Consider the following 13,521-nt stretch of genomic DNA (forward strand, 5'->3'; position numbering starts at 1 on the left):
CCTATGCAAGATCTTGAACTGACCGAAGAACAAGTGATGATCCGCGACATGGCGCGGGACTTCGCGCGCAACGAAATCGCGCCCCATGCCCAGGCCTGGGAAAAAGCCGGCTGGATCGACGACGGGCTGGTGGCAAAGATGGGCGAACTGGGCCTGCTTGGCATGATCGTTCCGGACGAATGGGGCGGCAGCTACATCGACTACGTGGCCTACGCCCTGGCGGTGGAAGAGATCTCCGCCGCCGACGGCGCCACCGGCACACTGATGAGCGTGCACAGTTCAGTGGGCTGCGGGCCGGTGCTCAACTACGGCAGCGACGCGCACAAGCAACAGTGGCTTGAAAAACTCGCCAGTGGCCAGGCCATCGGTTGCTTCTGCCTGACCGAACCCCAGGCCGGCTCCGAAGCTCACAACCTGCGCACCCGCGCGGAGCTGAAAGACGGCGAATGGGTGCTCAATGGCGCCAAGCAGTTCGTCAGCAACGGCAAGCGCGCGCAGTTGGCGATCGTCTTCGCCGTCACCGACCCGGAGCTGGGCAAGCGCGGCTTGTCGGCGTTTCTGGTGCCCACCGACAATCCCGGCTACCGCGTCGACCGCATGGAGCACAAAATGGGGATCCGCGCCTCCGACACCTGCGCGGTGACCCTGAACGACTGCCGGATTCCGGCGCAGAACCTGTTGGGTGAACGGGGCAAGGGTCTTTCGATTGCCCTTTCGAACCTGGAAGGCGGGCGTATCGGCATTGCCGCCCAGGCCCTGGGCATCGCTCGCGCCGCATTCGAAGCCGCGCTGGGGTACGCCCGCGAGCGGGTGCAGTTCGACAAGCCGATCATCGAACACCAGAGCGTCGCCAATCTGCTGGCCGACATGCACACCCGCATCAACGCCTCGCGGTTGCTGGTCCTGCACGCTGCACGCCTGAGAACGGCGGGCAAACCCTGCCTGTCGGAAGCGTCCCAGGCCAAGCTGTTCGCTTCGGAAATGGCCGAGTGGGTCTGCTCCAAGGCCGTGCAGATTCATGGTGGCTACGGCTACCTGGAAGATTACCCGGTGGAGAGATACTACCGGGACGCGCGGATCACTCAGATCTACGAGGGCTCCAGCGAAATCCAGCGTTTGCTGATTGCCCGCGAGCTACGGCTCTACGCGCTGTAAGGGTGAGCCGGTTCGCCGGCACGCCCTCGCCTGCTCACCACCCAACGAACGCCGAGCCCCTCAAAGCTCGGCGTTTGTCACTCAGCGGCCGCCCGGCGAAGAGGCAGGCACGACAAAGCTGCGTCTTCCCAGCCGCAGGATCAGCAGGGTCACCGAATCGGCATTGGCCAGCAGAATCTTGCTTCGTTTACTCGCATCGCTGAGAAACACGTCACGGGCCTCGTCCAGAGTCTTGGTGCGCGCAAGCTTGAGGATAGCGCCGTGTTCAAAGCCCTCATCTTCATCGAAATCACGCCACTCGTCCTCTTTCAGCTGCAGAAACAGCTCATTGCGCGTACTCAGGTGCGACAAGCCGTAGGTTTGCATCCGCTCGATATCCGCTTTCAGCTTGATGTTGTTGGCGTTGTTTTCCTGTAACAGGTCGGGATAAGGCGCCGTGGTCTCCAGATAGGCGATGTCATGGGTATCGAGCACCAAATGCGAGAGTTCGTGGATCAACGTCGCGGCACGGTAATGGGCCGGGCAATCGAAACCCTGGGCGGCCGCCTCGGGTGTGAGCGGGAACCGCGGCGCGTCGAAATAGCGATCGGTCAGGAACACGCGCTTTTTCGGGTCCCGCTTGATAACGAAGCCCATGGTCCCTGAATGGCCCGCGCGATTGGTCCCCACCACAAACCGCGGTGATGAATACGGCGACAGTGACGCATCCATGACCTCATCGAACAGCGCCTTGATCGCGCGCTCGGTCTCGACCAACAGTTCGGGATCGGGCTGACTGACGCCAAAAAAGTCACCGATGATTTGCGTGACACGCGGGTGCAGCGGAGCGCCCGGCTTATGCACGTTCAAGTTATCCAGCGCGTTTTCAAGGTAGCGCTTGGCCTGCAGATGAGCCTCGCCGATATGCTGCGCGCGTTCGCGGAAGAACTGGCGTATCTCGGGCATGCCAGTGGCCTCGACGAGCAAGACGTCATCGGCGCTGACGTCCGCAGCATGTGCGCGCAGCTTGGTCACTGCCCCGCCACCGCCCTTCAGACCGGACTCGATGTCCAGCTGCCAGCGCTGCTTGTCGTCCAGCCTGATGCGCGGGCCGAGTGTCCGGTCTGCGCCGATAATCATCCATCTGCCGTTATTGGCCTCGCGTCGCACTTCATATACCCGTCCGGCAACCGCCGCGTAGGCCTTGCCGTTGCTCGGGTTGATGAACAGGCTCAACAATTCATCGCGACGCAGATTTTTGAGCGAGATGTTCCGGGCCTCCAGCGCCTGCAGGCGCTTCAGTTGCTGGGCGGTGAGTGTGACCTCATCCCAGGAAAAGTCTGAGGATCTCAAGTCCTCGTCGGTGATCAGGTCGCCGCCGATCAACTCGTCCTTTTCGGCCTGTTCCCTGGCCGTCACCATCACGCCCAGCGCCGCGGAAAACTCCGAGATGGCCTCACCCCAATGACGCCCGGCCGCAGACGCCGCCGATGCACGAAACAGCGTATGGCTCTGCCACAACGCAACCAGAGTGGCGAGCTTGCCGGGCACGATGCTCAATGCCTGCTCCAGGCCCAGCGACGCCAGGAACTTGCGGGACGCCTGATCGGCCTCCTCGGTGGTGACCGTGTCGGACGCGCCAATGTCCAGCAGCAGGCTGACGGTGTCGGTAAACATGAACTGCAGGGCGTTGCCCTTTTCTTCATCGAGCGAAACCGTGACCGGCCCCGGCGTGTTGGTGGGCACATCGCCCGGCCCCTGGTAAAAGAACGGCAGATGAGGCTCGACGAACCCGCCGTGTTCGTATCGCTTGCGTACTTCCGGGTCCAGTCGTTCGAGCAGCAACTGTTGCACTGTGGTGTCGCTGCGTATATCGGCCAGCAAGGCGGACAGGCTGGCGTACTCGCGGAAGACCAAATCCGGGTGGTACACGGCGTGCAGAATCACCGGGCCGCTGTCAGGGTCCTCGGCGCAGATCAGATAAACGCCCTTGACGGGGTCCGGTGTCATGCCTTCATCGGCGACCAGGCGCAGGGCACTGATGATCGTGCGCTCGCCGTCAAACGGTTCGCGGGCGATACCGTCGGGCATTTCAACCACCTGCGAGATGAATTCGCAGGCCCTGAAACTCAGTTTTCCTTGCAACTTATGCTGCATCGCCACCGCCTGCATCATCGGCGGCAGCTGATTGACATAGAGGGTGTTTCGCTTTTCCCAATTGGCATCCGCAGGATTCAACGTCTGCCGCAACAATGCTCGGAAGCCTGCGCCGACGTCCAGCCGACGGACAGTCCTGCGCACATAATCCGGTGTCACCAGGCGGCTGACATCGGGGTATTCGGTGGAGTGGAGGGTCAACGCCGCGTCCGGAAATTCAACGAAGCGATTGATGGCGTAATCGGTCAGTGACTCGCTGTGCTCAAGGGTGGCGGCGGGAATCGCTGAAGGAATTTGTCCAATGCCGGGAGGCGCGGCCACGTAACGACGCTGGGTAACCTTGATCTGGTCAGGATCCAGATTGCGTCCTGGGAAATCCATGCTCATCTGATCAAGCAGCCTGGTGCGCGCGTATTCAGAGAGCGTCGGGATGCCAAAGAGAAAGTCTTCATCGCCTTCGCTGGCGAGAAAAAAACGACGCCATATCGCGTTATAGGCACGAATGTCGCTGACCGAGGCGGTCTTGAACCAGTCCGGCAACAGCTCTTCAAACAGGGTGTTGTCGATCCTGACCGCGAGCGCGTCAAGCATGTCGACCAGTTGCGTATCCAGTTCGGTGGCACGGGCGACGCCGGTAAAGAGCCCGGCTTCAAACCGACAACGCCGGGCCCGGGCGCACAGCTGCTGAAGATTCTGCAACTGGCGATTGAACACGCTCTGCTGTAACGCCTCGATCGCATGGCCGTCGCAACGATTGAAACGCACATGAAGTTGCCCGCTCGGTTGCGTACGCAGGTGATTGCGCAGCAGCGCCCGGTCTCGCTCCCCCAACAAACCCAGCCAGCGCTCGCTGTGTCCGCTGCGCAATCGACTGCTGAGTTTGTCGATCAATGCCTGCGTGGAGGCGAAGTACTCCCACCCCTGCAGGCTGCTCCAGAACATCAGACCTGCGCCGGGCTGAAACGGCTGCCAGAGCACCATCGCATCGCTGAGGATGGCCCTGACCTCGGGCTCGTATACCAGCGAAAGCGAAAACACGTCGGTCATCGACAGGCCCGACGCTGTTCTCTGCGCACGGAGCGGAGCGTTGAGCACTTGCATGACCATGCGCGCCTGCTCGCTCGTCACCTGTTCCATGCGCTGCCTCACGGCCAGGTCCAGCCGCAGGGCGTCTTCCCTGAGCACCAGCGCCATCGCAACCGGCTGCAGCTGCCTGTCGTCAAGGCGCGCAAGGGCAACGCGTGACTGCTCAAACCGATCCAGGTAGCGTTCGACGAAGTCCTCGGCAATGCGCTTGAGCATGAAGTTGATCAGTTCGACATCCAGGTGCGCCCCTGCCGCCTGAGAGGAGACCAGCACCTGCGCCGTGTGTACGAGGGGATCAGGTCGGTGACCACTCACGCGCTCAAGCAACAACGCCACCAGATCCATTGACGTCGCGCGCAAGGATTCACTGATGGCGACAGAGGTCGGCTCGACATCGGAGGCGGCAATCGGCAGCGATTCCAGCCAGCGAACCCGGACCTCACCCGCGCGCAGGCCCCGTGCCGACGCCGCGCAGAGATAGCTCTGCAGTGCCTGCTCGGCGTAGCTGACGAGAACGTTGTCCAACTGGCGCAGGTGCGCCGCGTTGGCATCGGACGCCTGGGTTCGCTCCAGCCAGGACGGTGGCGACGGCTGAAGCACAGCGGTCTGGGAGGGTCCGGAGGCGGGGGGTTCATGGACGGCACTGTCAGGCCCCGGCGCCAGGGCGACCTGAATCAGGTTGTCCGCGGCGCTGCTGCACCAGACGGCGGCGAAGTCCATCGGTTGATTGTGCCGCCAGCGGCCCGCAGTGAAATGCACCTGACGCGGATCGATCAGGTGACGCACGTCCAGCGCGTCGTCATACATCGCCGACACCTTCACCGACTCAGCCGACAAACCTGTGACGTACTGCAGATTGCGCAGCTGAAGCGCAAGGATGGAATCCACCCGTTCGCGGAGCATGGGCCCGCCGATGATCTCCAGCGACACGGTCAAGGAGCCTTCACGCAGCAACAGTGGCTGGTCGGCAATCCCCAGTGTCGGGCGCAACAGCTCGCGTCCTTCCGGGGTTGAGCAAAATGAACTCAGCGACGTCAGGTTGGCGAATCGGCGCAGGCCGTGCTCCGGCGTAAACCACAGCAGCGGCAGGTCGGCCGGGCTGAAATCGAAAACCAGTGTGCCGGCCAGTTGCGTGACGGTTCCGTCAGCCAGGTGCAGCACAAGACGTCTGCAGCGCACTTGAGCGTCTGACGAGGTGTAGAGCGGCGCCGAGATGAGCAACGGCTTCAGCCTTTCGTACTCTTGCCGAGTGAGGTTGCCCTCGTGGCCGTAGCGGTACAGCTCATGGCACAGGCTGGTCGCGTAGACCTGAATAGCCATGTCGCGGCAGGAACCGGTCGTACGTTGCTGGCTCCAGTAATCGCGCAGCAGCGCGGCAAATCGGTCAGGCAGCGCAGGCATCGCATCGGCCATGGCCTGCGTGAATAATTGCGCGTCGCGATCGCTTACCACCCGCCCCTGCTCATCCAGAAATTGCTGCGTCACCCCCGCAGTCTGCTCGGCCTTGCAAAACGCTTCAAAGGCCGTCTGCGCCAGGGTTTGCGTCATCAGCACCCGCTCTTCGTCAGCACTGAAAGCAGGTTGCACCATGCGCATAAGGTGCTTCGCCGGATCAATAGCCTGATCCGGCAGCAGCCGGCGCAGTTGCAGGGCCAGAGCCGACGTGACAGCGCCAACCAGGTCAGGGGTCAACTTCAGCCTCTCGGTGAACTGCCTCACTGACTGCGCCTGATATTCGACGATGGCCTGCATCTGCGCGTGAAAAAACTGATCTTCGATTTTCTCGTACTCGAACGCCGCCGAGCGGTCGCTGTTCGCAAAGCGTCCAAGCAGCGCCTCCAGCAAAGCATGGCGATCGTCAAACGCTTCGATGCCGGACGCCAGGGTAAACAGAAAAATCCGTGGGTCGGGGGTCTGGCCGTGGCTGAACATCAGCGCAGCGCTGAGCTCAAGCGACGTGGGCGGGCCGTCATTGAGCAACAGCCGATCGACCCTGACCGGATCGGGATCATCGGCAGCCATCGCGCCTGCTGCGCGTCTGAGCCAGTTTTGTTCGGATGAGCCAAGCACGCCCGCAGCGAAAGCGTGGTCGAGTTCGTCGAGAAAGCGCTGTCGCAGTGACGCGCTGTTGAAGTACGTGGTGGTAACGGTGGACATGACAGCTCCTTGAGCACAAGCGCCCACGGCTGGCGTTGGCCGGCTGTGGGCAGGAAGGCTGGGAGCGTAGGGAAGAAATCCACCGCGACTGCGGTACATAACGCTGTACACGGGAAGGAAAATTCAGGATTGACTGGCGAAGGCGCGGCGACGTCAGGCCATGAATGCGAAAGGCCCGCACGTCGAGTGGCGTGCGGGCCTTTTAATCAGCAGACAGTCCAGCCGATCAGGCTTTCAACGTGCGCTCAACGTGGCCGGCGAACGCATCAATGATGTTCTGCAGGAACGGCCGGGTTTTCTCGCTCAGTTTGCCGTGCTCGTCAAAGAAGGTGCCGGCGTTGCCCAGATACGCTTCCGGCTGCTGCATGCACAGCACGTCGAGGAACACGAAGCACTGGCGCAAATGCTGATTGGCGCCGAAACCGCCGATCGCCCCAGGCGACGCACTGACCACCGCCGCCGGCTTTGCTTTGCCCCACGCGCTTTTGCCATAAGGGCGCGAGCCGACGTCGATGGCATTCTTCAGCGCGCCCGGTACCGAGCGGTTGTATTCAGGGGTGACGAACAGAAAGCCGTCCGCGCCCTGCAAGGCTTCGCGGAACGCGGTGTACGCGGCAGGCGGCGAGTCGAGGTCGATGTCTTCGTTGTACAACGGCAGGTCGCCAATTTCGACGATGCTCAGCTTCAGGCTTGGCGGCGCCAGTTCGGCCAATGCACGGGCCACTTTGCGGTTGATGGAGTCTTTCCTCAAGCTGCCGACGATGACTGCAATCGAATGAACCTGGCTCATGAAACGGACCTTCTGCTGTGGGAGGAAACAACAGTTATAGATGAAACAGGTGCGACATTCTGCGTTGTTTTTCCGTTGCTGATCATCGAAAGGTTCGATCCTGAAGCGTTGGCCTTCAGCGCGTCCATCGACAGGACCCCTCGATCCCGGCGCTACCGTTGGTCGCGACTATTTTTTTACGCGGCGAAAACTACCCCTTGAAACGGCGGTCTGACTGCCTTAGGCGAATAAGGTCCCTGTAGAAATTTGGGAATTACCTTACAAGCGGCCACGGTTTATTCACTCGCGGTGTTAGGATGCGAGCGAAAACGAGCAGTTATTTCCAGAGGTTACAAAGCAAATGGCTTCAGTTCTAGTTGGGCAATTTCATGCGAGGGATGCGGAGGGTCGCGTTTACTCGGTGCATGAATTCCGTGAATCACAGCCTGACGAGGTTGATGGCGAGGAGCCCGTTTCCACTTATCGCCTGGCCATTGGCGACCGCGTCAAACATTTGGGCGGAGAAGAATTCGAGTTGATTCAGGGCAAGGTCAAGCTCATACGAGAGCATTGAAACACCCTGCAAGCCCGCCTCTCTCCCCACAGGCCGTGCAACTCGCGCGGCCACGAGTCCGGTTAGAGGGGCTTGCCACAGTGATCGACGCCCGGCGCGTCGAACAGCAGATACCAGAAAATCGCCGTTTCCTGCGTCGCCGGATCTATCGCGCGATAACGCAGATGATCCACCCCGCCGACCACAAATCCGTAGCGCTCATATAACCGGCACGCCTCCAGATTATTGTTCTGGGTTTCCAGGGTGATGCCCGGCAGACCGCGCTTGCGGCTCCAGAACTGCGCCACGTCCAGCAGCTTTCGCGCCACGCCATTGCGCCGCGCCCCGGTGTCCACCGCCAGCTCGTCGATATGGGCGAAGCCATTCCAGTGCTGACTGACCACCACATGCCCCACCGGCTGTTCGTCAAGCCAGGCCACCAGCACGGTGCTGTCGGCGGCGTCCCGATAATCGCAGAACTCTTCCGAATCGATGCCGTAGTTTTTCAGGTAAGGCTCGACCGCATCGACGGGCCAGTGCGCAACCGGCTCGCCGATCTGCACCCGTGCATAGCCGGTGACGGTGAAGGTGAATTCGCTGTTGAGGATGTAGTCTTCGAAGCACTCGTCAGCAACACGAATGCTGAACGTCGGGCTGGACGTGTTCACCATGGGCCTCCTGCACCATTACCGGATCGACATCACCTTCTATCAGAGCCGCCGTCTCACGCAAGCAGAGTCTTCGCGTCGCTGCTGCCGTCAGGCTTCTGCCTGAGTCTGAGTCTGCGCTTCGAGCAGCTGGGTCCACAGGGCCGGGGCGCCGGCGGATTTGGCGATAACGGCCAGACGCGCCTCGTGCTCCGCCAACTCTGACTCGCTGGCGATGATGATGCGGCCCGGCGTGCGATTGGCGATCCGGCGGATCTCGGAAGGACGGTCGGCGCCACCCTCACCATCGTTGTTGCCCGCCAGCGACAGGGTCGTCTGGCCACCGGTCATCGCCAGATAGACTTCGGCGAGAATCTCGGAGTCGAGCAAGGCGCCGTGCAGCTCGCGGCCAGAGTTGTCGACGTCGTAGCGTTTACACAGCGCATCGAGGCTGTTGCGCTGGCCCGGGTGACGTTCGCGGGCCATCGCCAGGGTGTCGAGGATCGTGCAGTAATCGCTCAGGTTGGCGCGATCGTGCTGGCCGATCAGGGCGAATTCGTTGTTCAGAAAGCCAACGTCGAACGCCGCGTTGTGGATGATCAGCTGAGCGCCTTTGACGAACTCGAAGAATTCGTCGGCCACTTCAGCGAAACGCGGTTTGCCGATCAGGAACTGGTCGGTGATGCCGTGAACGCCAATGGCCCCCTCGTCACTCTCCCGGTCCGGTTGCAGGTAAACGTGGAAATGCCGCCCGGTCAGACGTCGGCCAATCAGCTCGACGCAGCCGATTTCGATAACCCGGTGGCCGTCGGTGACGGGCATACCGGTGGTCTCGGTATCGAGGACAACCCTTCTTTCAGTGATGATGTTTTGTACAGTCATTGCCTACCGCCTCAGCTTCAGGCGCGGATATTAGCATGGGGATTTTGGGATGTGCGCTCCCCTCGGGCGACGGACACCACTGTTGCAGCGACCATAATCTTCAGCGCACGCTAAATCTGTGGGAGCGAGCTTGCTCGCGAAGTGGCCAGCACATTCATCACATCTTCAGCGGGTGGTGTACCGCTTTCGCGAGCAAGGTGGAACGCCACCCCGGTCGCTCCAGGTTTATCCGGCGTCACCGATCACGACTGTCATCCAGTGTGCTTGATACCGCGCACTTCATCCACGCCGCGGTTCGCCAACTGGTCGGCGCGTTCGTTGCCAGGATGGCCAATGTGCCCACGCACCCACTGCCAGCTTACCTTGTGGCGGCCAACCTGCTCGTCCAACTGCTTCCACAGATCGGCGTTTTTCACCGGTTCCTTCGCTGCGGTCTTCCAGCCGCGCTTCTTCCAGTTGGTCATCCACTCGGTGATGCCCTTCATCACGTACTGCGAGTCGGTCACCAGGATCACTTCACACGGCCGCTTCAGCTCTTCCAGCCCGCGAATGGCGCCGAGCAGCTCCATGCGATTGTTGGTGGTGTTGGCTTCACCGCCCCAGAGTTCTTTTTCGACGCCTTTGCACACCAGCAACGCACCCCAGCCGCCGGGCCCCGGGTTGCCCTTGCAGGCGCCATCGGTGAAGAGTTCTACGGTATCGCTCATTACGATGTTTCCAGAAAATTGAGAAAGCGTGGCGCCAGCCGGTGAATCAAGGCTCGGGCGTGCGCCGATTGACCTTGGCCATCGGCAACGGCAGCAATTTGCCCATGGGCTCGCGACGCGGCATGCGCACGGGTCGCAGTCCTACACTCATCTTGCGCGCGATCAATAGATAGAAGCCGCCGCCGGGACTTTGCCAGCCATCGCCGAGACGTTCGAGTCCGGCCAGACGGGCCTGCCACTTGGGCGAAGCAAGCGGCGGACGATAGCACCCGAAGCGGCGTTTCTCCAGCGCGAAGCCCAGCAGGTTGAGCCAGTCACCAACCCGCGAAGGCGAGATGCAACGCGCCCTGCGCAGGGCGTCGTTGGCGAAAAAATGACGAATGCCCCAAGTGCTCCAGGGGTTGATGCCGACGATCACCAGATGCCCGCCGGGCCGCACGCTGCTGGCCGCTTCGCGCAACAGGCCGTGGGGCGACAAGCAGAAATCCAGGCCATGCTGCATGACCACCACATCGGCGGCGTGCTCGCTCAACGGCCAGGCCTGCTCTTCACAGACAATCTCGACACCCGGCAACGGTGCGCCGAGCCGTACGTTGCGCTGCACCTGCTTTGCGGCCGGCGGGGTCTGCGCGGACGGACCGTAATGCACCAGATAGCCGCCGAAAAAACGCTCGAGCTCTTGCTCCAGCACGCGACTTTCTTCTTCCAGCAACAACTGTCCCAGGGGCCCGGACAGCCAGTCGCGGGCGGCGCTGATCAGCTCAAGCCATTCAGGATCGGCCTGGGCGAACGCTTCATCGGTCATTTCCGGTCTCCATGAGAAGGTCATTGCGATAGAGACTCGCCTCGAGTCAGTTCAGACCCTAAGATGCTTCTCTATGTTTCCAGCCAAGCGAACCGCGCCATGATACAGGTCGATGCCCTGCCCGCTTTCAGCGATAACTACATCTGGTTGTTACAAGACAATGCCGCCAAGTGCTGCGCCGTGGTTGACCCGGGTGACGCCGCTCCGGTCATTGCCTGGCTTGAGCGCAACCCGGATTGGCGCCTGACCGACATTCTTATCACTCACCACCACGCCGACCACACCGGTGGCGTCGCGCAACTTAAAGCGCTCACCGGCGCCAAGGTGTACGGCCCGGCCAACGAGAAGATTCCAGCGCGGGACGTGGCCCTGTCCGACAATGATCAGCTCACCGTACTCGGCCTGACATTTGTCGTCCATGCGGTTCCCGGCCACACCCTGGGCCACATCGCCTTTTACCACGCCGACGCGCAACAGCCCCTGCTGTTTTGTGGCGACACGCTGTTCGCTGCCGGTTGTGGCCGCTTGTTCGAAGGCACCCCGCAGCAGATGCATCATTCCCTCAGCCGACTCGCCGAGCTGCCCGACAGCACCCTCGTCTACTGCGCCCACGAATACACCCTGAGCAATCTGCGCTTTGCTGTCGCGGTCGAACCGGACAACCCTGACGTGCTGCAACGTTTCGAGCAAGTGACGCAATGGCGTGCGCAAAATCGCATCAGCGTGCCATCGACACTGTCACTGGAGCGCAGGACCAATCCGTTTCTGCGCGCTGCCGTCATCTCCGTGAAACAAAAAGCAGACGAACGGAGCGGAACCCTCAACGCAACGCCCACAGAGGTCTTTGCCGTACTGCGGGCATGGAAAGATAAGTTCTAAACAGGCTGCGAATCAGCACGGAAATTCTGAAAGGTTGACCGTTCAGCAGCCACTTTCTAGAATCGCCCGACATTTTCGCCTGGAACTATCCCCCAGCCAATGTCGTCATCTATACGTAAAACCTTCAATTCCGACACATTGACTCGGTTGGCCCAGGCGATCGCGGTGGTCGCGAGCGCGACACTGGCAGGCTGCCAGAGCTCCGGCAGCCTCGAATCCGGGCATGGCAGCAGCACGTCTCATCCCGTCGCCAGTACCAAGCCAAAGCCTGTTTACATTGCGCGCAAACCTGTGCCGCTGGCCCCGCCCCACGATGTCTGGGAGCGAATGCGTCAGGGTTTCCAGCTGCAGGACGGCAACGACCAAAACCCACGTATCGATCAACAGCGCCTCTGGTACGCCAACAACCCGTCGTTCCTCGAGACGGCCGGTAACCGTGGCAGCCTGTACATGCACTACATCGTCGAGCGACTGGAAGAGCGCAACATGCCCCTCGAACTGGCGCTGCTGCCGGTGATCGAGAGCGCATACAACCCAATGGCCTTGTCGCGCAGCGATGCGGCGGGGATCTGGCAGTTCATTCCATCCACCGGCCGCTACTTCAACCTGCGTCAGACCAATTTCTACGATGGCCGCCGGGACATCACGGCGTCCACGACGGCAGCGCTGGACTACCTGACCAAGCTGCACGACATGTTCAACGGCGACTGGCTGCTGGCCCTGGCGGCCTATAACGCCGGCGAAGGCACGGTCAGCCGCGCCATCGAGCGCAACGACAAGCTCAACCTGCCCACCGATTACTGGAACCTGCCGCTGCCGCAGGAAACCCGCGACTACGTGCCCAAGCTGCTGGCGCTGTCCCAGGTGGTCATGTCGCCAGATGCTTACGGCGTTAACCTCAGTCCGATCGACAACAAGCCGTACTTTCAGGTGGTCGAGCTGAATCAGCGCATGGACCTGTCGAAGGTCGCCGCCATGGCGAACATCGATGAAGACGAGCTGGTGCAGCTCAACCCGGCCTTCAAGAAGCGCCTGACCATCGACGGCCCGCAGCACTTGCTGGTGCCAACCTCGAAATCCCAGTTGCTGACCACCAACCTGTCGAACATGAAGCCTGAAGAGCTGGTCGACTGGCAGCAGTACCGCGTACGTCCGGGCGACAGCCTGGCCAGCATCGCCAGCCGCTACAAGGTCTCGACCAGCACCCTCAAGGACATCAACAAGCTGTCCGGCAACCAGGTCAAACGCGGCCAGGCGCTGACGATTCCAGTACAACCGGGCATGCAATTCGCGATGCCAGTGTTCGAAGAAGTCGCCGAGGTGGACGAGAAGCCAGCGCGCACTCGCAGCTACCGGGTGAAGAAGGGCGACAACCTGGTGCAGATCGCGCGCATCAACAAGGTCGACGTCAAGGATTTGCAGCACTGGAACAAGCTGTCGGGCCAGAACCTCAAGGTTGGCCAGACGCTGGTCATGCAGGACAACAGCAAACCGGCGAAAGCCAGCTCCCGCGCCGTGGCCAAGGCCGACAACAGCGCCAGGGGCGAAGACGCCGGCAAGAAATCGATGCAGTACAAGATCCAGAAAGGCGATTCGATGTACCTCGTCGCCAAGCGCTTCAACGTCGAAATGCAGCACCTCAAGCGCTGGAACCCACGCAGCGGCCAGGCCCTCAAGCCAGGGCAGACGTTGACGGTGTACCTGCCGCATTGATCTTACGCCCGCCGTGCCGACGCGCCGTGTAG

Annotated in this window: 10 protein-coding genes and 1 pseudogene; 5 read left to right on the top strand and 6 right to left on the bottom strand. The window is 61.4% G+C overall.

The features are described 5' to 3' along the window. The first annotated feature begins 3 nt into the window (after positions 1-3). The gene (locus AC3ISG_RS17650; RefSeq protein ID WP_489297577.1) at positions 4-1,155 is read left to right on the top strand and encodes an acyl-CoA dehydrogenase family protein; all 1,152 of its coding nucleotides are present in this window, start codon (positions 4-6) and stop codon (positions 1,153-1,155) included. 81 nt (positions 1,156-1,236) lie between these two features. Here the strand turns inward: AC3ISG_RS17650 and AC3ISG_RS17655 are convergent, their stop codons facing one another. Then, the gene (locus tag AC3ISG_RS17655; RefSeq protein WP_489297578.1) at positions 1,237-6,534 is read right to left on the bottom strand and encodes a hypothetical protein; all 5,298 of its coding nucleotides are present in this window, start codon (positions 6,532-6,534) and stop codon (positions 1,237-1,239) included. 226 nt (positions 6,535-6,760) lie between these two features. Continuing rightward, on the bottom strand, positions 6,761-7,324 hold the full coding sequence (locus tag AC3ISG_RS17660) for an NADPH-dependent FMN reductase (RefSeq protein ID WP_122537624.1): 564 nt from the start codon (positions 7,322-7,324) through the stop codon (positions 6,761-6,763). A 340-nt stretch (positions 7,325-7,664) separates the two neighbouring features. Here AC3ISG_RS17660 and AC3ISG_RS17665 point away from each other — a divergent pair, with 340 nt between their 5' ends. Beyond that, positions 7,665-7,877 carry a hypothetical protein gene (locus tag AC3ISG_RS17665; protein ID WP_272631017.1) on the top strand — a complete coding sequence of 71 codons (213 nt, stop codon included), beginning with the start codon at positions 7,665-7,667 and terminating at the stop codon, positions 7,875-7,877. Positions 7,878-7,939: 62 nt separating this feature from the next. On the opposite strand, the gene AC3ISG_RS17670 is transcribed toward AC3ISG_RS17665, so the two are convergent. The 4 genes from AC3ISG_RS17670 to AC3ISG_RS17685 all read right to left on the bottom strand — a co-directional run bounded on the left by AC3ISG_RS17670 (position 7,940) and on the right by AC3ISG_RS17685 (position 10,897). Next, complete coding sequence (locus AC3ISG_RS17670; protein WP_489297579.1) at positions 7,940-8,527, bottom strand: GNAT family N-acetyltransferase; 588 nt, start codon at positions 8,525-8,527, stop codon at positions 7,940-7,942. An 87-nt stretch (positions 8,528-8,614) separates the two neighbouring features. Beyond that, positions 8,615-9,367, bottom strand: a complete 753-nt coding sequence (gene dnaQ / locus AC3ISG_RS17675) for a DNA polymerase III subunit epsilon (protein WP_122537838.1) — start codon at positions 9,365-9,367, stop codon at positions 8,615-8,617. 269 nt (positions 9,368-9,636) lie between these two features. Beyond that, positions 9,637-10,092, bottom strand: coding sequence for a ribonuclease HI (gene rnhA, locus AC3ISG_RS17680; RefSeq protein WP_272631015.1), 456 nt, complete (start codon positions 10,090-10,092; stop codon positions 9,637-9,639). Between the two features lie 46 nt (positions 10,093-10,138). After that, positions 10,139-10,897 (bottom strand): class I SAM-dependent methyltransferase, encoded by a 759-nt coding sequence (locus AC3ISG_RS17685; RefSeq protein WP_065986459.1) that lies wholly within the window; start codon positions 10,895-10,897, stop codon positions 10,139-10,141. Between the two features lie 99 nt (positions 10,898-10,996). Here AC3ISG_RS17685 and gloB point away from each other — a divergent pair, with 99 nt between their 5' ends. The 3 genes and pseudogenes from gloB to AC3ISG_RS17700 all read left to right on the top strand — a co-directional run bounded on the left by gloB (position 10,997) and on the right by AC3ISG_RS17700 (position 13,489). Beyond that, positions 10,997-11,776, top strand: coding sequence for a hydroxyacylglutathione hydrolase (gene gloB / locus AC3ISG_RS17690; protein WP_122624819.1), 780 nt, complete (start codon positions 10,997-10,999; stop codon positions 11,774-11,776). 99 nt (positions 11,777-11,875) lie between these two features. Beyond that, a pseudogene (locus tag AC3ISG_RS17695) lies at positions 11,876-11,987 on the top strand (lytic transglycosylase domain-containing protein); the annotation flags it as partial. A 65-nt stretch (positions 11,988-12,052) separates the two neighbouring features. After that, entirely contained in the window at positions 12,053-13,489 is a 1,437-nt protein-coding gene (locus AC3ISG_RS17700; RefSeq protein ID WP_420793030.1) for a lytic transglycosylase, read from the top strand. The last annotated feature ends 32 nt before the right edge of the window (positions 13,490-13,521 follow it).

The organism is Pseudomonas sp. GL_135 (genome assembly GCF_057834665.1).